Annotated in this window: 16 protein-coding genes; 9 read left to right on the top strand and 7 right to left on the bottom strand. The window is 62.2% G+C overall.

Annotated elements, in window-relative coordinates; genetic code table 11:
* The 3 genes from ACRECS_RS21115 to ACRECS_RS21125 all read left to right on the top strand — a co-directional run.
* Window positions 1-1133 (top strand): DSD1 family PLP-dependent enzyme (locus ACRECS_RS21115; RefSeq protein ID WP_431584933.1); only part of this gene is annotated, 1133 nt, incomplete at its 5' end.
* Window positions 1134-1792: 659 nt separating this feature from the next.
* Entirely contained in the window at window positions 1793-4933 is a 3141-nt protein-coding gene (locus ACRECS_RS21120; RefSeq protein ID WP_431584934.1) for a TonB-dependent receptor, read from the top strand.
* Window positions 4934-5042: 109 nt separating this feature from the next.
* The gene (locus ACRECS_RS21125; protein ID WP_431584935.1) at window positions 5043-6218 is read left to right on the top strand and encodes an alginate lyase family protein; all 1176 of its coding nucleotides are present in this window, start codon (window positions 5043-5045) and stop codon (window positions 6216-6218) included.
* A 55-nt stretch (window positions 6219-6273) separates the two neighbouring features.
* On the opposite strand, the gene ACRECS_RS21130 is transcribed toward ACRECS_RS21125, so the two are convergent.
* The 5 genes from ACRECS_RS21130 to ACRECS_RS21150 all read right to left on the bottom strand — a co-directional run bounded on the left by ACRECS_RS21130 (window position 6274) and on the right by ACRECS_RS21150 (window position 11576).
* Window positions 6274-7524, bottom strand: a complete 1251-nt coding sequence (locus ACRECS_RS21130; RefSeq protein WP_431584936.1) for an alpha/beta hydrolase family protein — start codon at window positions 7522-7524, stop codon at window positions 6274-6276.
* Window positions 7525-7577: 53 nt separating this feature from the next.
* Complete coding sequence (locus ACRECS_RS21135; RefSeq protein ID WP_431584937.1) at window positions 7578-8699, bottom strand: alpha/beta fold hydrolase; 1122 nt, start codon at window positions 8697-8699, stop codon at window positions 7578-7580.
* 26 nt (window positions 8700-8725) lie between these two features.
* Entirely contained in the window at window positions 8726-10261 is a 1536-nt protein-coding gene (locus ACRECS_RS21140; RefSeq protein WP_431584938.1) for an ABC1 kinase family protein, read from the bottom strand.
* Window positions 10262-10311: 50 nt separating this feature from the next.
* Window positions 10312-11016: a hypothetical protein gene (locus tag ACRECS_RS21145; RefSeq protein WP_431584939.1), complete on the bottom strand. Its 705-nt coding sequence runs from the start codon at window positions 11014-11016 to the stop codon at window positions 10312-10314.
* Between the two features lie 143 nt (window positions 11017-11159).
* Complete coding sequence (locus ACRECS_RS21150; protein WP_431584940.1) at window positions 11160-11576, bottom strand: hypothetical protein; 417 nt, start codon at window positions 11574-11576, stop codon at window positions 11160-11162.
* A gap of 376 nt (window positions 11577-11952) precedes the next feature.
* Between ACRECS_RS21150 and ACRECS_RS21155 the strand changes: the two genes are divergently transcribed.
* Complete coding sequence (locus tag ACRECS_RS21155; RefSeq protein WP_431584941.1) at window positions 11953-12855, top strand: hypothetical protein; 903 nt, start codon at window positions 11953-11955, stop codon at window positions 12853-12855.
* A gap of 75 nt (window positions 12856-12930) precedes the next feature.
* Window positions 12931-13362: a hypothetical protein gene (locus ACRECS_RS21160; RefSeq protein ID WP_431584942.1), complete on the top strand. Its 432-nt coding sequence runs from the start codon at window positions 12931-12933 to the stop codon at window positions 13360-13362.
* A gap of 33 nt (window positions 13363-13395) precedes the next feature.
* Here ACRECS_RS21160 and ACRECS_RS21165 read toward each other — a convergent pair whose 3' ends face one another.
* On the bottom strand, window positions 13396-14205 hold the full coding sequence (locus ACRECS_RS21165; RefSeq protein WP_431584943.1) for an AraC family transcriptional regulator: 810 nt from the start codon (window positions 14203-14205) through the stop codon (window positions 13396-13398).
* 165 nt (window positions 14206-14370) lie between these two features.
* Between ACRECS_RS21165 and ACRECS_RS21170 the strand changes: the two genes are divergently transcribed.
* From ACRECS_RS21170 to ACRECS_RS21180, 3 genes are all read left to right on the top strand, one after another.
* Window positions 14371-15918 carry an FAD-dependent monooxygenase gene (locus tag ACRECS_RS21170; protein ID WP_431584944.1) on the top strand — a complete coding sequence of 516 codons (1548 nt, stop codon included), beginning with the start codon at window positions 14371-14373 and terminating at the stop codon, window positions 15916-15918.
* Window positions 15919-16058: 140 nt separating this feature from the next.
* Complete coding sequence (locus ACRECS_RS21175) at window positions 16059-17417, top strand: porin (protein ID WP_431584945.1); 1359 nt, start codon at window positions 16059-16061, stop codon at window positions 17415-17417.
* Window positions 17417-19000: a hypothetical protein gene (locus ACRECS_RS21180; protein ID WP_431584946.1), complete on the top strand. Its 1584-nt coding sequence runs from the start codon at window positions 17417-17419 to the stop codon at window positions 18998-19000. Before ACRECS_RS21175 ends, ACRECS_RS21180 begins: the two co-directional genes overlap by 1 nt.
* Window positions 19001-19052: 52 nt before the next feature.
* Here the strand turns inward: ACRECS_RS21180 and ACRECS_RS21185 are convergent, their stop codons facing one another.
* Entirely contained in the window at window positions 19053-21023 is a 1971-nt protein-coding gene (locus ACRECS_RS21185) for a PAS domain S-box protein (protein ID WP_431584947.1), read from the bottom strand.
* Between the two features lie 609 nt (window positions 21024-21632).
* Between ACRECS_RS21185 and ACRECS_RS21190 the strand changes: the two genes are divergently transcribed.
* The gene (locus tag ACRECS_RS21190) at window positions 21633-22592 is read left to right on the top strand and encodes an endo alpha-1,4 polygalactosaminidase (RefSeq protein WP_431584948.1); all 960 of its coding nucleotides are present in this window, start codon (window positions 21633-21635) and stop codon (window positions 22590-22592) included.
* The last annotated feature ends 325 nt before the right edge of the window (window positions 22593-22917 follow it).

Genomic DNA, 22917 nt, shown 5'->3' on the forward strand with positions numbered 1-22917 from the left:
CTGACCTTCACCTCCACGAAGGCCTTATCGATCAGCAGGGTTCGCGCGCCGCGCTCAACACGCCGGTGCTGGTCATCGATCGCGATGCACTCGATCGCAATCTCGCGCGCATGGCCGATTTCGCTGCCGAAAAGGGGGTGACGCTGCGGCCGCATGCCAAGACGCACAAGAGCCTGGATATCGCGCGCCTCCAGCTCGCGGCGGGAGCGGTCGGTATTTGCTGTGCCAAGCTGGGCGAGGCCGAAGCACTGACCGAAAGCGGCGAGATTGCCAGCGTGCTGATCACCTCACCGGTGGTATCGGCCCCGGCGATTGCCCGGCTGGCGGCACTCCATGAGCGGATCGCCGACCTGATGGTGGTTGTCGATCATCCCGACAATGTCCGCGCACTGGCGGCAGCCTTTTCCGCTGATCGTCCGCTGGGCGTCATGATCGACATCGACCCCGGCATCCATCGCACCGGCGTTGGCTCGCTCGACGCTGCACTGACCCTGGCAAGCGACATCGCGGCGCACTCCTCGCTCAGCTTCAAGGGGCTGCAATATTATTGCGGCATTCACCAGCATATCGCCGCTTATGCCGATCGTCGCACGGCGATCGAGGAGCGCACTGCCTACCTCTCCAGCATCGTCACGGCACTTGAAACGGCCGGTACGCCGGCCGCGATCGTTAGCGGGGGCGGCACCGGTACGCATCGGATCGACGGTGATCTGGGTGTCTTTACCGAGCTTCAGGTCGGCTCTTATGTCTTCATGGACCGGCAATATGCCGAATGCGACCTGGGTGGCGATGGCGGTCAGTTGTACGAAACCGCGCTGGTTGTCGACGCCCGCGTTGTCAGTGCCAATATGCCGGGCATGGTCACTATCGACGCCGGCTACAAGGCATTCGCCACCGATGGCGGATCACCGGTGGTGGTCGCGGGCGCGCCCGAGGGGGCGGCCTATCGCTTCATGGGCGACGAACATGGCGCGATCTTTCCCGCAGGGGAGGGACGGCGGCTGGCCGATGTGGTGAGCCTGCAGGTTCCGCACTGCGATCCGACTGTCAATCTGTACGATGCCTATCATGTGGTGCGCGGCAATACGCTGATCGATATCTGGCCGGTCACGGCGCGCGGACGGTCGCGGTGAGGGTTTAGAGAACGAGCCACCGGTCGCGCCGTGGCAATCCCGTTTCGACAATCAGGAAGGGCCGTCGGCGCTGCGCAGCCGGGGCGAGCGGCAGAGATATGGGACACCGGTCGTTGCATATCTCTGCTGCCGCCGCTTTCGGCGCAGGCCTATATAACTCCTAATATATCATACACTTAAATTGGGGATGGGTCGCCTAGGGCACCGCTGAAGGCCAGAGCCGTGAATTCTGGACCATCGCGGGTTACGGATGGATCGGATCAAACGCACAGTGATCCGGGCATCCCATATGTTGATCTGAACAGCCGCGCGGATCATCTGTCTACCGGTGTCAGAATTTGCACCATATTGCGGTGCATCCCACGTCGAATCTTCCCGTTTTTCGACATGATGCCATTCTTCTCCCGGTTTCGATAATGGATTGGCGGAGCATGATGCGATGCGCGGATGAGCGGATAACCCCGCCATTTTTTGCATATGCTCATTGCTCGGAAGGTTCACAGGAGAGGAGATTCCTCCAAGTGGGCCATATTTGTCGTACAAATTATCGAATTTCCTGTTGACATGCATTGCGTATCGGAGATGATTAGCGCTGACACCGGTGACAAGACGTTCGCGAGAGTCGAGCTGGCATCCGGGTCGGGCAACAGGGGGGGATTATGAGGACAGTTGGTCTGCGCACCGGTGCGGCTGTGTGCGCTTTGCTCGTAGCGAGTTCGGCCTGGGCTCAGGACGCGCCGCCGCAAGTGGATCCGGCCACGCCGGCTGACGCCGAATTACCTCAGTCGGAACCATCGGGTTCGCAGGACGACATCGTCGTTACCGGCTTTCGCCAATCCTATGCCGATGCGCTCCGCACCAAGCGGGAGTCCACGCAGATCACGGACTCGATTTCGTCGGACGGCCTGGGCCGCTTTCCCGACCTCAATGTGGGTGAGGCGATCCAGCGGCTTCCCGGCGTGCAGATCAACCGCGAGGCGGATTCACGCAATGCGACGATCAGCCTGCGTGGCTTGCCCGGGACGTTTGCACGTACCACGCTGAACGGTGTCGGCTTTGCCGACCCGATCCTGTCGAGTGCGAGCAACACCGCATCAACGCCGCTGGGCGCTTTCAACTCCGACATTTTTTCATCGATCACGGTGATCAAATCGCCCGATGCGTCCAATCTGGCCGGTGGCCTTTCGGGCAATATCGATTTGCGGATCGCGCCGGCGCTGTCCCGCAAGGAAGGCGGCTTCGTTAAGGCGTCTTACGAATATAACGACCTTGGCGACCTCGGCAGTCCGCAATTCTCCGGCGGCTATAGCACCCATATCACCCCTGATTTCGCGGTGTTCGGGGTGGTCGCCTACAAGAAGGAGAAGTTCCGCCGGGATTCGATCTCGGTCAACAGCTGGGGCAATCGGCTGGGCGCTATTCAGGTCGGCAATCAGGCAGCGGCCGGCTTCAACCCGGTGTATGATGCGCTTGCCGCGCAATATCCGGGCGGAGTCTATTATCCGAGCCAGATGCGTCAGTTCGTCAGGTTCAACAAAGGCCATTTGCTGACGGGTGCCGGTGGTTTCGAATGGCAGGCGTCGGACGAGCTCAAATTCGGCACGACCGGTTTTTATACCGAGCGCAATTTGTCGCAGGGTACGAACCATTTGCTTTATGTCGATGCGGGCCCCGGCAACAATACGAACACGGGGCTGGTGGCGGGGTCGGCGGTGGCGCACATCACCAACCTCGGTACGCCCTATTCGGTCGACACGGCGGCTGGACGCCGGGCCTATATCAACCAATTCTCCGCGGAGAATATCAACACGTTCGACTCGATCCGGTCCGAACCTGCCAAGCAGAAGACATGGGCGATCACGCCCACGGCCGAATTCAAGAACGACAAGTGGCGTGTCGCTCTACAGGGTACTATTTCGCGGGCCGAGGTGCTGGCCAACCAAATCGAACTCGATATCATCCAGAATCCCTACCGCAATCTTGGTTCAGCGGGGCTGAATGGTATCACGGCCTCGGTCTTCACCGGCGGCACGGACCTTTCCAATTTCAACATCAAGCTGAACACACCCAACGCTTCGCATATTCCGCTCGGCGGCTATCCGCTCCCCTCGGCTGCCAACCAGGCGACACAGGCCGGCGCGCCGATGCCGGGCCAAGCCGCGAACATCCAGGGTAATCGCTTCGGGATTACCGGCACTAACGGCCGGGGGCTCAATCAGCTCAATGCCGGGCAAATCGATATCGAGCGCAGCTTCGAGGGCAGTTTTCTATCCGCGTTTGCCGTCGGCGCCCGGTATGAACAGAACAAATATACCTCGACCGGTTCGCGCAATACCTCGCTCGGTACGAATGCCGGGAACATCACGCCGGGCATGTCGGTGGTGAATCCCTATGTGAACGACTTTTTCGGCGGCACGGCCGGGGGATATACGAGCGCCTGGCGTTCGCTCAGCGTCGATCAGGTTCTTGCAGCGATCACACCGGTCAATACGCTGCCGCGCAACACGACCACCAACCCGAACGGCTTGCCGGGCCAGTTCGTCATCGGCCCGGGGACAGGCGTCTTCCTGACCCCTTACGGCCTGGTCAACAATTATTGGGACGCCAATTACTGGAACAATAACTTCGTCAATCGCACCAATGTTCTCTCAGCCTATGGCATTGCCAAGTTCAACGGCAACCTCGGTGGTATCAAGATCCGCGGGAGCGTCGGCCTTCGCTACGAGCGCACCAACAACAAGATCATCGCGCTGGATTGCCGGAACTGCGCCGTGGCCTTGTCCAACCTTGCCGGGCCGGTCAACCATCAGGTGACGGAACGAACCTACGAGCGGGACTATGGCTATTGGCTGCCATCTTTCATGTTCGCGGCGGACTTGAGCGACAAGCTGTTGCTGCGCGGCGCATATTATAAAACCTATGTCCGTCCGCAGCCGCGCGATACCGTGCCGATCACCTCCGTCGCGTTGCCGGAAGGGTTGTTTGTCGATCCCCCTGCCACGCCGGCGACCGATCCGGTCTATACGGTGATCATCGGCGCCACCAATATCAAACCCTATAGTGCCGATTCGTTCGATCTGTCGCTGGAATGGTATAATCGCCCGGGCGGATTGTTCGCGATCGCGCTCTATCAGAAGAATGTGAAGGACTATATTGGTCCGATCACCGATCAAAATCTGTTATGTCCTGCCAACGGTCTGATCAACGGGCTCGATTTCGGCCTGGGTAATTTGCGGCGCAACGGCATCGATTGCTTTAGCTCAAACCAGATTCGCGGAGCGAGTGGCAATCCGACCGACGCTCGCGTCCTGATCAGCGGCGTCACCAATCAAAGGCCGATCCGGGTGCGCGGCGCGGAATTTGCCATCCAGCAGAATTTCGATTTCCTGCCCGGCTTCCTGAAGAATTTCGGCGGTGCAGCGAACTATACCTATACCTCGATTTCCGGAAAGGATCCGGCCGGCAACCCGATCACGCTCCCCAGCGTTTCGCGCGATAATATCAACCTGATCGGCTATTATGAGACCAAGCTGTTCGGCCTTCGCGTGGTCTATAACTGGCGCGGCAAATATGACCTGGCCGCCGGCAACAGCTTCGTTGGCGACGCACGCTCGGTCAAGGCGCGCAGTCAGCTCGATGCCTCGGCGTCGATTAACATCACCAAGAAGATTTCGCTGTCGTTCGACGCGTTCAATCTGACCAATGCGACGCGTGCAGAATATGAGAGCGATCCGATGCTGCCGCGGCGCATCGATTATGACGGCCGAACCTATCAAGCCACCCTGCGCGCCTCCTTCTAGCAGGGCTCTGCGACCTGCGGGGCGGCCGTTGATTTCTCGACGACCGCCCCGTTTTTTGACTGGAACTGGCACATTGCCTTGGCCATTCTGTCAGCCTGGAGAGTTGCGTATGATGTCTGACACCGGTTTCCAGAGTGAGGGCTTCGCCGAACCTCTTCCAGCGCGCTCCGGCCGCGGAATCGCGAAGCGCGCCCTGATTGTGACTGTGACGCTGTTGCTATACTCTTCCAGCGCGGGAGGAGCCGCCACGCCGTTGCCGATCGCCGATACCATCCCGCCAAGCGCCCAGCCGGCGGCAACCATCGGCTATGCATTGCTCGGCCCGACCTTCGCGACCGGCAAGGCCGACAGCGATGCTGCCCGGGCGACGATCGCGCGCGCGCGCGCCGCGCTGACCCGCCCGCCCGGCGCGATCCCGCGCCTGCATACCGAGGGTACGCTGCCCGGCAAGGGCATTCGCGAGATCAGCCTCGTCGCCAAACGCGACCAGCCGATCGTACTTGATCTCGCGATTGCATGGCGCCTGACCGGAGAACGAGCATTCCTCGACCAGACCGGCCGTTATCTCGATGCCTGGGCACGCATTTATCAGATGTCGTTCAACCCGATCGACGAGACCGGGTTCGACATGCTGGCCATGGCTTATGACCTGACCGAGGCCGATCTGCCGGCCGAAACGCGGACGCGCCTGGACGTGTTCTGGCGCCGGATGGCAGTCGGTTATCTCGACGCGATGGATGCAGGGCCCAAGAACGCCAACACCAACTGGCAGAGCCACCGCATCAAGCTGGCGACGATGGCGGCATTCCAGACCGGCGATCGCAAGCTGATCGACCGCGCTCGTGCCGCCTATCGCAAGCAGATCGCGGCCAATCTGCGGCCCGATGGTTCGACCTTCGATTTCGAGGAGCGCGACGCGCTTCATTACGTCACCTATAACCTCGATCCGCTGATGATGGCTGCGCTATCGGCCAGGGCGCATGGCGAGGGTTGGTTCAATTGGAGCGCACCCGGTGGTGCAAGCTTGCCGCACTCGCTTGACTGGCTGGCCGATTTTGCGCGCGGCACCCGTACGCATATCGAATTCGCCCGGTCGAAGATTCAGTTCGATCGCGACCGTGCCGCCGCCGGTCAGGCAGAATATGCCCCACATGCCTGGGCGCCGGGGAATGCGCTGCAGACCTTCAACCTCGCCGCCTTGCTCGATCCTCGGTTTGCCAGCCTGGGCGCTGCGCTGGCCACTGACAGCAAGCGAGGCCCGCCTGCCTGGATTACGCTATTCTGAGTATGCCTGGATTGGGATATCCGCGTACCGTGGAGGAAAAGGGCGATCGGCAATCCTATGGTAGCCTCTGGCCGCGCCCATAGGATCCGTTGGCGGCACCCCTGATCCAGTCGCCCAGCAGCCGGAAATAGCCGTCGGTGATGCGGGTCGCCTTGCGCGACCCATCCGGCAGGGGCGTGAATTCGACCATGCCATGGTCGGTGTCCGGAAACAGGTAACGGTCGATATGCTGACCCGACCGAGCAAGGCCGGTGAGCACTTTCTGTGTCGTCTCAATCGGCGCTTCCCGATCCTCGCCCGCGAGCACCCATAGCACCGGTATTTTCAGCTTTCTGAGCGCGGCCGCAGCGTCATAATGCCAGATGAGTTCGAGATTATCGAACCGCGCCTGACCCACGCGCCGGAGATCGGCATCGCTTGAGCGCAGCATGTCGCCGCTATATTCGCCGCGGATCGATTTTGCCCATGGCTGGTCGTGGAACGCACGCCGCAATTGCTCAAGCTGCTCATAGCCCCTGGCAAAATGCGATGACACCAGCGTGTCGGTGGCGCGGGACAGCCGGTCGATATCCGCAATAACGGCGTCCCCATAATGGGCAGCGCGCGCTTCGGAGATCATCTGCTCCCTGTCTTCCTCGATCGGCGATGCGACCAGTCCAAAGCCGACCGCGACAAAGTCCGCCTTGCTGCGGGTTGCGGCGAGCGGCGCGACCCAACCGCCCTGGCTGCCGCCAAAATAGCCCGATCGGGTAAAGTGGCCGGCGGTCATACCCTGTGCCGCGCCAAGCGCCGCCGCCGCGTCGTCGGCCAGCAATTCGAAATTCTGCGTATATTCGCCCTCCGATCCGCCGGTGCCACGCTTGTCATAGACGAAAACGGTGATCCCCTGCGCGGCAAGGACATAAGGGTAGATCGAGATGGTGACGGCGGACGTGCGCTCCGACCCATGGACCATGACGACCAGCGGTTGCCGTTCCTTGCCGGTCGGCGCGATCAGCTTGCCGCGCAGCATCGCGCCATCGCTGGCAAATGTGGTGAGCGTCTCGGTCAGCGCGATGCGGCTCCACGGTGTCCCGTCAACCAACACGGCATCGGCATTGCAGGCGATGTGCCCGGCCTGGTCGCCGATCGCCCCGCGCCGCCCATCGCGGAAGAGATAACGCTGTGCTCCGGCATCACTCGCCGGAGGCGCGATGACGACGAAATCCCCCGCCGGCGAATGATAGGCGCCGGTCGGGCAGGCGGCTTTAGCCATCGCCGGCATAAGGGCGAGCAGGACGATGATCGATCTGACGAAGAACGGCACTGAAATCCTCGGGCGTTGTGGTTTCAAACTTGACGTCTGCCGATGGAAAAACCCTATGGTGCCACGTCGCCGACGCGCTGGGCCAGGGGCCGGGCATAGCGTACCAGCGATACGAGCGCCTTGCCGGGTTCCTCGGTCATGATCATGTGCCCCGAATGCTCGAACCAGACGAGGTGCTTCTCCGGCGCCTTTACTCGGTCGAACCATTCCGCAGCGACATCGGCATTGACGTTCTTGTCATGGCGGCCCTCGAACAGGATCAGCGGCACGGCCAGCGTCTTCGGCGCGATATGGTCGCGGCGGAGCAGTTCGGGGAACAGATACGGGGTCGAGAAGACGTTCCCGTCCCATTGATGCGCGATCTCCCGGTCGGTGTAGTCAGGTGAGAGGTTGGAGAGATCCTGATCGGCGTCATAATTCCTGCGATAGGCCATCGCGCCGCCGAAATGGGTCATCCATTTGCGCTCGACATACAGTTGCTCGATGCTGGGCGGCTTGCCCGGGGCAGCATAGGGCGCGATCGATTGCAGCGCGCTGATCGCCTCGGCATTGCCCTCGCGCTGCGCCGCATCCAGCGCGTAGCGCCAACCGCGCCGCTCGCTTTCGAGCAGGTCGGTGACCTGGGCCACGCCGATATAGGCATGGAGCCAATCCGGATGCCGCTGCGCCAGTTCAAGGCCGATATAGCTGCCATAGGAATGGCCGAGCACGAAAATCTTGCGCTTGCCGAACGTCTTGCGCGCCCATTGCGCCATTTCCTCCGCGTCGGTGACCATCCGCTCATTGGTCAGTGTCGGCGCGACGACGGCTGGGTCGGTCAACAGATGCGTCTTGCCGGTCGAGCGCTGATCCCATTGCACGACCGTGAAATATTCGGGCCAGCCCTGCGCGGTCCACCAGCTCATCGGGATCGACGGATAGCCCGGACCGCCATGGATATAGAGCAGCACCGGGTTGCGGCGATCGACGCCGCGGACCGATACGAACTGATCGATCCCGCCGATGCGCACTTTCTCCAGTGTTTCGATGCCTCCTGGCGCGACGATCCTGCGTGCCTCGGCAATGATCGCAGTCGCATCGGCGCGCGTGGCGGGCTTGATCGGAGGTGTCGACTGCGCAGAGGCGGAGTCGAGGGCGCTTAACGACAGGCCGAGCAACACAAGCGATCGCAACATTAACTTCAGATCCCCTACTTATTCCCTCATCGCAGCCAGGCGGCCGCGATCAGCCCGAACGCGATCGTCGCGCCCGCGAGCAGGATGGCTCTTCCGATCCATCGTCCGGTCGCGGCAATCGCCTGAGCGACATCCTGCTGGTTCGCATCGGTGTTCGTCGAACCACCCTCGAGTTTCTGGACCGCAGCGCGCAGCAGGCGCGGGGCGTCGTCGCCGATTCGGGCGAGTTCCCACAGCAGCGCGCCAAGCGCCGGTCCCCAGCTTCCCGGCGACAGGCGGGCGGCAACGATCCGCATATAGGAGCGGCGCATCGCCTCCGACAGATCGAAGCCGGGCTGGATGCCGGTCAGTACGCCGTCGACCGTGACCAGCGCCTTGAAGATCAGCAATAGGTCGGGCGGCATGATCAAGCCTTCCTTGCGCAGCAGCGGCAGGAAATCGGCCACCATCGCGCTGAGGATGAGGCGCTGTCCGCCGTGCCGTGCGACCAGCTGTTCCGCCGCGACCAGGATGCGTTCGCGCGGCGCGCCGCTGTCCTTCGACCAGATCATCAGCGTGTCGGCCAGCGCGGCCGGATCGCCCGATGTCAATGACTGGACGAAGCTTAAAAACTCTTCGCGCCGGCGTGGGCTGACATGGCCGATCATGCCCATGTCGAGCAGGGCAAGTCGATTGCCGGGCAGGCAGAGGAGATTGCCCGGATGCGGATCGGCATGGAAGCGACCGTTGATCAGCACCATATCGAGCACGACGTCGGCGCTCAGGCCCGCGATCTCGGCCGGGTCGATCCCGGCGGCGCGCAGCGTGTCGCCATCGCGGGGTGGCACGCCGTCGATATAGTCCATGACGAGCAGCGTTTCGGAGGTCCATTCCCAGTGGATTTCCGGAATAACCAGCCGGTCGTTACCAGCAAAATCATCCCGCAGCCGGTCGGCGTTGCGGCCCTCATTGCTGAAATCCAGTTCTTCCAGCACTGCCTGCGTCAATTGCCTGACCATCGCGACGGGGGCGAAGCGGCGTGCCTCAGCGTTGCCGTTCTCGGCGATCGCCGCGACCTGCGCGATCAGGCGGAGATCGGCTTCCATGACCGGGCGAATGCCGGACCGCCGGATCTTGAGCACCACCGGGCGGCCATCGGCAAGCGTGGCGCGGTGCACCTGCGCCATCGACGCGGCGGCCAGCGGTGCGGCATCGAAGCCGGCAAAAGCGGTCTCCGGCGGCTGACCAAGCGCTGCTTCGACGTCCGCGCGGAGGGTCTCGAACTTCAGGGTCGGGGCGCGGCTGTGCAGATGCTCCAGCTCCTCGATCCATTGCGGTGGCAGCAGGTCGGCGCGAGTGGCGAGAATCTGTCCCAGCTTCACGAAGGTCGGACCCAATGCTTCCAGCGCGAGCCGGGTGCGATGGGGCAGGGTGTCGGCGTCCATCGCACCATCCACTTCGCGCGCCTTGCCCTCGAGCCCCAGCCGCACGAGCAGGACGTCGAGCCCGTAGCGCGTGGCAATGCCGACGATCTCCGCGAGGCGATTGCGATCCCGGGCCGCAACCATGAGTGTCTTGATCATGCGGCGATGGATAGCGGATGATCAGGGAGGAGGCGAGGCAGGAGCGCGCCTCAGCCCGCCATTCTTCCAAAGGGCAGCAGCTTTCGCGCCAGCGCCGCGGCCGCCTTGCCGTTATTGGCGCGCAGGGCCGGCAGGATCGCCACGGCACTGCGTTTCATCAGGGTATCGAGGGGCGTGACCGTGGTGCCGCGAGCCGCCGCCTCGGCCAGGGTGCGCGCGCCCGCGACGTTGCTGCTGTCGGATCGGATCCGCATCATCGCCGCCAGCCCGGGATAGAAGGCGCTCTGGCCGCCAAGCGCAACGGCGCGGGCCAGCGCGACGTCACCTGCCTGTGCCTTGGCGCCCAGCATCGTCCGGGCCATGAATCCGCCCAGCTGATCGATCGCGTCAAGATGCCAGCCGGCGATGACCATCTGCGCCTCGGGATCCCGAGGGTCGCGCGCCGCCAGTGCTTCGAATATCGCCAGCGACGTACGCGCATCAGACCGGCTACGCGTGAGCTTGGCGCGGTAACCGATCGCGACGCCGCGCTGGAGCGTCGCTTCATGGTCGCCGGGGCGGGCGGCCAATATCCGGTCCGAGTCAGCGATCGCGCGCCCGATCAGCGCCAGCGCCTTGGCTTTGTCAGTGGTCTGAAAGGCGGCCACAGACAGCAGCTCGCGCGGTGTCTCGGCCATGGCAACGGCGGGAGCGATGGCGAGCATCGCCGCCGCACAGGCAATTATCGGGCGCCCTATGGCCATGGTGATCGGCATATGGAGTTCCTGGATGGTCTGGTGGTCGCCGTCGGCACAATGACGATCAATAGCTTCAGCTTGCCTAGTAGCTTTCGCCGTTCAAAGCGAGATCACCGCAACCAGTGCCTTTACACCGTTGCCCATCGTGGAGGCACGATCCGCTACGCCGGACGGGGCGATGGCGGGAATGGCATGACGACATTCGCCGCTTCGCCCGCGACCGACAGCAGCATGATCCGCATTGAGCGCAGCGCAATCCGCATCATGCTGGCGAGGTCGGGGTGGAGTTGGTCGGCTGGCGGTGCCGCATCATCGTCCTCCAGCATGTCGAGCAGGTGCAGCTCGTCACGCGTGAAGGCGGTGTCCGATGGGCCGCCTGCCTGGAACCGTCGTCCGAACCGCGCCTCAAACAGCATCATCACGCTGTCGAGCACCGGCGCGAGCAGGCCGGCCCCCAGTGATTCGAGACGCCGGTACAGGCTTACTTGCACCGGCTCACCGGTATCGCGCGCGATGCGCCAGCTCCTTGCGCCTTCGATGATGGTCCAGACGGCGGAGGGGGCGGATGCGACACGCATGGGGAGGCCTTCTTGACATTCCCCTTAACCTGACTCGCTTTTTGCGACTTATTCGCAGACGATAGACCGGCTCTGTGACACCCGCAAGACAGAAAGGCGCGGTTTTCCGTCGAAAAATCCAGGGAATCCCGCTCAGGCGGGACGTTGCGGAGCATCTCCGTCGGGCGGGAGGCAGGGGGGCAGTGCACTATACCCGAGCATAGGGTGAGCACGCCGAACAAACTGGCCCGCCTCGAAAATCAGTTGAGCCACCGCTCGCCGCCGGTGTGAGAATAGTCGTTCCCGAGCATAGATAGCCGCCGGTTCGCCGTGGCTGCGAAATGGCGGTCGAGTGTCCAACCTGCCCGGCTCTTTGCGGCTCACGAAAGGAATCATCATGAGGCGACCGATACAGATCCTGCTGCAGACCACGATCCCGTCGATCGCCGACGATTGGCATATCGGGCGCTTCTCGATGTTGCGCGATCACCTGGCGGGGCTTGTCGATCAGGACGGCGCCCCGCTATGCGCGGTGACGACGCGCGATCGCACGATGCCGGGCGCGCCCGATCCTGTACTATCGACTCTTGACCGGTCGGACTTCGATCAGCTGTGGCTGTTTGCGGTCGACACGGGCGATGGTCTCGATCCCGAGGATTGTGCGGCGATTGGCCGCTTTCGAGAGCGGGGCGGGGGGCTGCTGGTGACCCGCGACCATATGGATCTCGGGAGCTCCGTCTGCTCGCTCGGCGGCGTCGGCAATGCGCATTTTTTCCACAGCAAACATATCGACCCGGATAAGACGCGGCATGTCATCGACGATCGCGAAACCACCTATATTTCCTGGCCGAACTATCATTCTGGCGCGAACGGCGATTTCCAGGAGATCGCCGTTGTCGCCCCGGCGCACCCCGTGCTGCAGGATCCTGCGGCCGATGACGGGCTCATCCATTTTCTTCCCGCGCATCCCCATGAGGGCGCGGTCGGCGTACCCGCTGGTGATCCGTCCGCCCGGGTGATCGCGACGGGCACGAGCAAGGTGACTGACCGGCGATTCAACATTGCCGTCGCCTTCGAGCCGTCCGGCGCTGGTGGTCCGGCCGTGGCCCAGTCCACATTCCACCATTTCGCGGACTATAACTGGGATCCGGCGGCCGGTTGCCCGAGCTTCGTCAGCGAGAGGCCGGGTGATGGGCTGTCGCGGTCGCCGGAAGCGCAGCGGTCGATCAGGCACTATGTCCGGAATCTGGCCCTTTGGCTTGCAGGCCGGGCACCAATCGAAAGCCGCATGGCGGACTGAAGCAATTGCAGCTTCCGGTCGACAGTGCCCTTCGCAACTCGCTAACGCTCAGGGGTTCAGGAGGAGGGCGCACACATGACCAGTGACGAGATCGACATCGGCAAGGTGCTCGATGTGCTTTACGATACCGTTTCCGGCCCGGCCGGCCCGCGTGACTGGTCGCGGCAGCGCACCACCTTCCATGACGACAGCCGGCAGATGCGCACCTGGATCGATGTCGACGGCAAGCCGGCGATCAAGATCATGGACCCCGAAAGCTATGCCGCCGACACCACGCCCTTTTTCGCGGAGAATGATTTCTACGAAATCGAAACCGCACGGCGGATCAATATCTTCGGCAATATCGCCCATGTGTGGAGCATCTACGAGGCGCGGCGCTCGATCGACGCCAAGGACCTGGATCGGCGCGGCATCAACTCGATCCAGCTCTACAAGGACGAAAATGGGTGGCGGGTGATCAGCATGATCTGGGACAATGAGCGTCCCGGTGTGGTCGCCAGTCTGTAGTGAAGCTGGCCGGTCCTCGGTCAGGCTATCCCATTATCGCACGGCGTGCCGTTCAGCCATATAGCGTCCCGGCGACACGCCGGTCGCCTTGCGGAACATTGTCACGAAGCTGGGTATGCTTTCATAGCCGAGATCGTTCGCCACCTGCTTGATCGATGCGCCGCCGGCCAGCCATTTGACCGCGAGCATGACGCCGAGCTGCTGACGCCAGCGGCTGAAACTCATGCCCGTCTCACGGGCGATCAGCCGCGCCAGGCTGCGCTCACTCAACCCCGCGCGCCGCGCCCAGACATCCATCGTTGCCCGATCCGCCGGAGCGTCGATCATCAGCTCGACGATCCTGCGGAGGCGCTTGTCGGACGGCATCGGCAAATGGAGATCCTCGGCCCGCGCCGACGCGATCTCGTCGAGCAACACCATCACCAGGCGCGCCTCCGCGCTGCCCTCCTCATAAAGGGCGGGCAGTGTTGCCGAACGGATCAGAAGCTCGCGCAGCAACGGTGTTGCGGCGACGGCGCAGCAGATCTTGGGCAGGCGAACATCGAGATCCGGATCGACAAAGGCGTTATAGCCTTCCAGTGCCCCGCTCGCCTTGACGGCGTGCAGCGCGCCCCCGGGGATCCACACCGCGCTTCGTGGCGGCACGATCCATAGCCCCTCTTCGACTTCGCAGCTGAGCGCGCCCTGTTGCACCAGCAGGAACTGGCCCTTTCTGTGGCGGTGGAAGTCGATTTCGATCTTGCCGACCTCCGCGATCGCGATGCCGACCGTCACGATCGGACGGCGCACATCATCCGGATCGAACCGGTCGGACTGGGTGGGCGGATCGTTTAAAATCGGCATCGCTTACTTCAGCCTCACCGCGCCGCTTTGGCGGAAATGAATAACATTCTGTCCGGAGTTCTGAATGACGCCACAGGCGGCTGCGTTTATTCCCGTTGCGCAAGCCAGTCGAGCCCGTTTGAAGTCCGACACCCCATGTCGGGCCGGGCACTGGAGGAGTTTGTCTTGATCTACGATGTCGTGATTGCCGGTGCCGGCCCGGTCGGTTTGTTTCTCGCCTGCGAGCTGCGTCTCGCAGGGCTATCGGTGCTGGTGCTTGAGCAGGCCGATGACCCGCGCTCTCCCTTCAAGCGGCTTCCGTTCGGCATGCGCGGCCTGTCCGCGCCGAGCATTGAAGCCCTTTACCGTCGCGGTTTGCTGCAGGACGTCGCCGCGCCGCAACCCGCGAAAGATAACGGTGGCGGCGGCGCCGCCGCGAATACCGCACACTGGATGCGACAGTCGCGCCGCCCGGGCGGTCATTTCGCCGGCATCCAATTCTATCTGGACAATATCGACACGTTGAAATGGCCGTATCGCATGGCAGGTCCGGCCGGCACCAGCATGGCGGTCGAGATGGAGCTCTTCGAAGCCGTGCTGGCCGCTCGCGCCCTCGCCATAGGTGTCGAGATCCGGCGCGGCCTCGGCGTCGATGGTTTCGACCAGTCGGAACAGGACGTCGCCGTTCGCGCCGGCGGTGAGATTTTTCGCGGACAATGGCTGGTCGGCTGCGACGGTGGACGAAGCACGGTGCGCAAGGCTGGCGGCTTTGCCTTTGTCGGCACCGATCCCGAGTTCACCGGCTATTCGGTTCAAATCGAAATGACGGATCCCGACCAGCTCAAGCCGGGCCGCCATTATACGCCGACAGGCATGTATACTTACCAGAAGCCCGGCATCATCGCGATGGTCGATTTCGACGGCGGCGCTTACCACCGGACCCAGCCGATCACGCTCGAACATGTTCAGGCGGTGCTGCGCCATATCTCCTGCACTGATGTGACCGTGACCGCCCTCGACGTTGCGACCACCTGGACGGATCGCGCCTTTCACGCGACGGAGTACCGCAAGGGGCGAGTGCTCCTCGCGGGCGATGCCGCACATATCCATTCTCCTTTGGGGGGGCAGGGCCTCAATCTAGGCCTTGGCGATGCAATGAATCTGGGGTGGAAGCTCGCCTCCACCATCCGCGGCGATGCACCGCATGGCCTGCTCGACAGCTATACCGGAGAGCGGCATCCGGTGGGCGCGCAGATCCTCGACTGGTCGCGCGCGCAGGTCGCGCTGATGCGGCCAAGCCCGGGCACGCGCGCGCTTGAGACAATCATCCGCGATCTGATCGACACGCGCGACGGCGCAACATACTTCGCGGAACGCGTCTGGGGTGTTTCGCTTCGTTACGATCTGGGCAGCGACCACCCGCTGGTGGGACGCAGCGTCCCGGATTTCGAGCTGGTCGATGGGACGAGGCTGGGCGAGCATCTCGGGGAGGGAAAGGGCCTGTTCCTGGACTTCGACGCCCGCCCGCCACTTCAGGTGCTGGCAAGCCGCTGGGGCGATCGGATCGCCTATATCGCAAACGACGCCAGGGATCGCCTGGGCATCAGTGCCGCGCTCATACGCCCGGATGGCGTCGTCGCCTGGGTTGGCGAGACTGTTCCTGATTCTGAGGAAGCGGCTGAGGCCGCGTCGCGGTGGTTCGGTAGACCCGGCGAAGCGCACGGGACCTCCTAAGAGGCTGGTCAGAAGATCTCGAGACCGCTTTGAACCACCCGCGGAATTACCATGCAGCGCAAGACTGTCACAAAGTCCTGCCAGAATTGAGCCCATGATCCTGCGCGGGGGCTGATATGACACGCGGAAAGCTGATCTTGGTGTCCGTGGGCGCATGTGCGCTGTTACCTGTGCCGGCCGTAGCGCAGAACGCGCCCGATACGGCGACGCTGGCGCGGCAAGTTGAGGAGCTGCGTCAGCAGGTCGAGGCCCTGCGCGCCGAGCTTGCTGCGACGCGGACGGCTGCTGCGGACAGTCCGCAGCCGGCTTTGCCCGTTGCGCAGACCGTTCCCGCAACTGCCTCCGCCGCCGTCGTACCCAAGCCTGCACCGTCAGCGGTGCAGGTCGCCTTCAAGGGCGCGCCCGAATATAAATCGGCGGACGGGTGGAGCTTTAAGCCGCGTGGGCGAATCCAGTTCGACGCGGGGTATATCGATGCGGCGCGTTCAATCGATTCCGCGGTGGACGGACCACGCTATGCAGCGGTGCTGCGCCGCGCCTTCATTGGCGCGCAGGGGACGATTCCCGGCGGGTTCAGCTATCGCGCCGAGATCGACCTGGCGCCAAAAACGCCGGAATGGGCGGACCTTTATCTCGCTTATGACCGCGGTCCGCTCAATATTACCGTGGGGCAAATCTATCCGTTCCTGGGAATCGAGCAGATGTCGTCCGATCTGTTCCCCAGCTTCACGGAGCGCGCCGCGTTCACCGGTGCTTTCAACTATCGTCGTCGCATCGGCTTGGCTGCCGGCTATACCCGTAATACATGGATGGTGAACGCGGGCGTGTTCGGCGACAGCATCGCCGACGTGGTGCCCGATGGTGCGCGCAGCATCGGGTTCGATGCCCGGGCGGTGTGGATGCCCAAGCTCGAGGACATTCAGCTGCATCTCGGCGCCTCGGCGCATATCCGGCATTATTTCGATTACCCCACACCGAACGCGACGCGGTATCGCAGCCGCCCCTATTTCTTCTCCACCACGATCCGGCCGATCGAAACCGACACGGTCAATATCGAGGACGAGCGCAATTACGGGCTCGAATTCGGCGCGATCCGCCGGCGGGCGCATGTCGTGGGTGAGTTTTCGGCGTTCCAGTCGCTGCGCGCGAACAATATCCGGCCGACCTATTATGGCGGCTATGCCGAAATCGGGCTATTTCTCACACCCGATACGCGCGGCTATCGCGCCGGACAGTTCGACCGGACGGTGCCGGCCCATCCGCTCGGCGACGGTATCGGCGCGATTGAGCTCAATGCGCGCTACGATTATCTCGATTTGACCGACAACAGCAGCATCTTTGCCGGTCGCCAGCAATCGATCGGCGGATCATTGGTGTGGACGCCGCTGCCCAATGTCCGCTTCATCGGCGATTACGTTCACAACCACTTCTTCTACCGCGGCTTCCCGCCCAATGCCGATGTCGACACCGCGACGGTGCGTGCGCAGGTGGACTTCTGATGAACCGCAGTCTGGCGAAATGGGGCCGGGCAGGCGTCGCTGCACTGGCGCTGGCGGCGATCACAGGCTGCGGCGGCTATAGCGACAGCGAGAAGATCAACACCCCCACGCCGACGCCGACATCCGCCACGCCGACGCCAACGCCGACCCCGAGCGGCCCGCGCGTGCCGGCAACCCCGGCGGCATCCTGCCCGTCGATCGCCGACCCGCAGGGGCTAACCAACGCGGGGACGATTACCGGGCCGACAGGCACCTACCGCGTGTGCGTCCTGCCGAGCCTGGTGACCGTCAGCACGCGGCTGCCCCGGATTGCCGGTGTGCTGTACGAATTGCCCGGGCGCGTCGACATCGGCCGGGACGGTGGTCCGACGGCAACCGCATCCGACACCAATGTCACGCTGACGATCGATGCCGGCGTGGTCGTGTTCGGCGTCGATGCCTCCTGGCTCGCGGTCAATCGCGGCAACAAGCTTCAGGCGATTGGTACCGCGACGGCGCCGATCGTGTTCACCAGTCGCGACAATGTGCTTGGCACCAACCTCGACAATTCGTCCGGCCAATGGGGTGGGGTGGTCCTGATGGGGCGTGCTCCGATCAGCGACTGCGCAACAACCGGTGCGACGCCCGGTACCGCGTCATGCCAGGCACAGACCGAGGGTGCGGTCGATCCGGCGCGCTATGGCGGCGGCACCCCGGCCGACAGCAGCGGACGGCTGAGCTATGTCCAGATCCGCTATTCGGGCTTCGTGCTATCCGCCAATCAGGAGCTTCAGGCACTGACCGCCGAAGGCGTGGGCAGCGGCACCGTTCTCGACCATATCATGTCGTACAACAGCTCGGACGACGCGGTCGAAATCTTCGGCGGTCGGGTGAACATGAAATATTTCGTCGCGGTCGGCGCCGAGGACGATTCGATCGACACGGATTCGGGCGTAAAGGCGAATTTACAGTATGTGCTTGCGGTCCAGCGCCCCGGATTTGGCGACAGTCTGATCGAGGCCGACACCGACGACACATCCTTCCCGCAAGTGCCGCGACAAAACACGCTGCTCGCGAACTTCACGCTGATCGACCAGTCGCCCAACGCAGCCTCGAACCGTGCCTCGATGTTGCTGCGCGGCGGCACCGACTACACGATGGCAAACGGCATTCTGGTCAGCAGCGCCAATCCGTGTCTGCGCATCAATGGCGTGCAAACGGCCTCGACCACCGTTGACCCCGCAGCTGATGAGGCCGGTCCGCCCTTGTTCCGCTCGGTGGTCATGCAATGCGGTACGCCGCATTATATCGGAACGGGCGGCGTGACTGACTCGGTCGTGGCATTGCTGTTCGGCAATGGAGCAAACAACAACAGCGACGCTTTCACACCCACGCTTACAGGCGGATACATCAACGGGGCGAACGAGACCGGCGTGCCGGCGTACGATGTCAGGGCACTGAGCAGCTTTTTCGACACCACCAGCTATATCGGTGCTGTGCGTGATGCGGCCGATCGCTGGTACGCGGGGTGGACCTGCAACAGCAGTGCTGCCGATTTCGACGCGGACAATACCGGCGCATGTACCTCATTGCCGATTATTTGAAGGCGTACCACAGCAATTGTCCGACGTCCCGGTGCCGATTCCGTCCTTCCCGTCAGACTACCGAAGGAACCACGTCGGATCTCGCGACAAGGACATCGGCGACGGCACGCGTGAGGTCGGCCTGGTTGAACGGCTTGCCTAGCCGCAGGACCGCTTCATCCGCATCTGACGGCAATTCGCCATAGCCGGTGGCAAGAATGATCGGAAAATCCGGCCTGATCCGGCGTATCTCCCAGGCCAATTGCATGCCTGTCATTCCCGGCATGGCTTGATCCGTCACGATGAGTTCTATGTCCGGACGCTGATGGAAAATCTCCAGCGCCTCATCCGCGGAACTGGCCTCGATCACGACATGGCCGGCATCTTCAAGCAACGCCGCCGTGTTCATCAGCACCAGAGCATCGTCGTCAATCGCGAGAATGATCATGGGCTTGATCTCCAGTGGGGCTATCTGCTCATCTGCCGTCGAAATCGCCGCCGCGCATGAGGCCGGGACGCATGAGCTGGTGGCGGGAAGCCAGATCATTGCGGTAGTTCCCTCACCCAGCGTGCTGTCGATGACGAAAGTGCCGCCGAGTTGCTTCGCGAAGCCATGGATCATCGACAATCCGAGCCCGGTGCCCTTGCCGACGCCTTTCGTCGTGAAGAAGGGTTCCGTGGCGCGCGAGAGCGTATCGGCGTCCATGCCCCCGCCCTGGTCCCTTACGCTCAGGCAGACATAGGCGCCGGTGGCAAGACCGTAAGGATGATCATGCCCCAGTTGGTGGTTACGGGCTTCGATGGTGATCGGCCCGCCATCGGGCATCGCGTCGCGCGAATTCACTACGAGATTGAGGAGCGCCATCTCCAGATGGTTCGCATCGGTGATGACTGCGCTCAGATTGAGTGGAAATCGCGTTTCGATCGTCCATGCCGGCCCGAGCGAGCGCTCGATCAGGTCGGTCATCCCGCGCACCAGGGTAACGATATCGGTTCGTTCGGGCCTGAGTTCCTGTCGCCGCGCATAGGCAAGCATGCGTTGCGTCAGCGCCGCACCACGCTCCGCGCCCATCACTGCATTGTCCAGCAATCGGATCGACTGCGAATTGTCCGGTAGCCGTTTGCGCAGCAGCTCGAGGCTTCCGAGAATAGCCATCAGCAGATTGTTGAAGTCATGCGCGACGCCGCCCGTCAGCTGGCCGATCGCTTCCATCTTCTGGGACTGGAGCAGCACTTCGCGTGACAGTTCCAGCGCGTGCTGCGCTTCTTCGCGCTCCGTCACGTCGCGCGTGATCTTGGCAAATCCGGCCAGGCTGCCATCGTCTTCATAAATCGCGTCGATCACCACGCTGGCTCGGAAACGCGTTCCGTCCTTGCGGACGCGCCAGCCTTCGCTGGCAAATCGACCCTCTGCACGCGCGATCGCCAGCGCTTTTGCGGGTGCTGCTTCCGCGATATCCTCAGGCAGATAAAAGCGCGAAAAATGCTGACCGATGATCTCTTCGGGGGAATAGCCCTTGATGCGCTCCGCTCCCGCATTCCAGCTAATCACCCGTCCGTCCGGATCCAGCATATAGATTGCATAGTCGGTGACGCCCTGGACGAGCAGGCGGAACTGCCGCTCGCTATAGCGTAGTTCCTGCTCCGCTTGTTTTCGTTCGGTCAGGTCGCGAGTGATCTTCGCATAACCGATCAATTCGCCGCTGGAATCGCGAATCGGATCGATGACGACATGCGCCCAGAAACGCTCGCCATTCTTGCGGACGCGCCATCCTTCCGCTTCGAACTTTCCCTCGGTCGCCGCTGTATGCAGCGCGCGTTCGGGCAGACCCGCAGCACGATCTTCTTCGACGTAAAAGCGGCTGAAATGTGAACCGACCACTTCCTCGGCGGTATATCCTTTGAAGCGCTGCGCACCGGCGTTCCAGTTGGCGATATGTCCCTCAGGGTCGAGCATATAGATGGCGTAGTCGGTGATCGCATCGACAAGCAGCCGGTAGCGTCGATCCGCGCTCAGCGTGTCGCTCAAATGCGGATCGCTCATGCGGCTTGCCGATTCGGTGTCAGCGCAAAATGAAGCATGATGCTGGTTTGCCAATGGATCAAACCGTCACCTCGACGAACGTCCTGCGCTGCAGTCGGGGCAGGCCGCTCGCCCAGCAGGTCGCAACGAGCGCGTCCTTCCGGACTCGCAGCTGGTCTCCGGGAGCATTCTGTCTGTCGGCGATGATATCTCTCCCGTGATTGAAGACTGAACCCGGCGAGAGAGGGGTTCGTTCCAGAAGCATATCGGTTGCGAGTCATTATTAACGATTCACGAGCTCTCGAAAGCGGAAACGGCGATCGAAAGAAAGCGTGGCGCCTGGCAATCGGCTCAACCTCGAGCCTTCTCCATCAAATCACCGAGTTGAGGAGTGATAAAAACTTTCATTTTATTTTTATTTGATGTCTCAAAGAATCAATGTATATAAAACGAAAGATAACGAGTCGGATATCGGAGTAATACCTGCCCAATTGATCTATATGTATGGGTAATGAAACTTATCTGCCGTGTGTGCGCAAGGAGAAAGTTGCGCATCGTTGCCGGCCTTCGACCTCGAAGGTTCAGTTCCCGACGATTTATCCAATCACGTTGAAACTGAGGAGAAGCGAAATGCGTAAAGCAATTCTGGCAGCCGGTATCGCCAGCATCGGATCCCTGGCGCTCGCCGCGATCGGCGGACAGCGTTCCGCGGTAGATCACAAGCCCGATCCCATCACGGTCGTGCCGGGCCCGGCGTCGACAGCCCGATCTTCGCCCGCCGCGGCCGTCGCCCGTACGATATCCCCGGCGGCGGAGCGCGCCAATAGCGCCCCGGCCCAGATTCAGGCCGCTGCTTCGACGTGGTGGAAGCCCACGCTAAGCGATACGTGGCAGTGGCAACTCACCGGCACGATCAAAACCAGCTATAATGTCAAAGTATATGACATCGATTTGTTCGACGCTCCCGATGCAACCCTCACGCTGCTGCATTCACAGGGCCGCAAAATAATATGCTATTTCTCGGCCGGCTCTTCCGAGAACTGGCGCGCCGACTTCAAGAATTTCACGGCCAGCGACCTGGGCTCTCCGCTGGATGGCTGGGCAGGTGAGCGTTGGGTGAATACCAGGTCTCAGAATGTTCGCAGCATCATGCAGAAGCGGCTCGACCTCGCCGTTCAACGCGGATGTGATGGCGTCGAGCCCGACAATGTTGACGGCTATGCCAATGAGAATGGCTTGAGCCTGACCGCGAACGATCAGCTGTCATATAACCGCTTTCTGGCAACCGAGGCCCATCGGCGCGGCCTGGCAATCGGATTGAAGAATGATCTCGATCAGGTCGGCGCGTTGGTGACTTCATTCGACTTCGCCGTGAATGAACAATGTGCCCAGTATAGCGAATGCGATGCCCTGCGTCCCTTCGTCTCCGCGAGCAAGCCGGTATTCAACGCTGAATATGCTGCCAAATACCGCAACAATACTGGCGGCGCTCGCGACAAGCTGTGCAAGGCATCCAAGGCAGCCAATATCCGGACGCTCGTCCTGCCGCTCGCACTCGATGGCTCATATCGCTACGCCTGCGACGCTTAATCAATCAGTGGCGCGGTGGAGCGCAAGTCGGTTCCACCGCGCCACAAGATTGCTTCCTGACTGGGGGAATGGCAGCCGCCTGGTCGCGGCTGAATCAAGCGATGAGTGGGCGCCGCTTTCACCGCCTCACCAAAAGCGCGGAATATGTACAATTCCGGCTTGATGCTGGTGACCCCTACGGCACCCGGCAATCGTAGCAAGGTATTGATTTAACGTCGGTATTTTACTCCGACTCGGATTCCGTACCATCATAAGTGCCAACTGTCCATCGGGATTGTGTGGACCTGAACGATGCTTCTTGGGCGGATGCGTTGCCACGGCGTGC

The sequence above is a fragment of the Sphingomonas sp. genome, assembly GCF_050725575.1.
Classification (GTDB): domain Bacteria; phylum Pseudomonadota; class Alphaproteobacteria; order Sphingomonadales; family Sphingomonadaceae; genus Sphingomonas.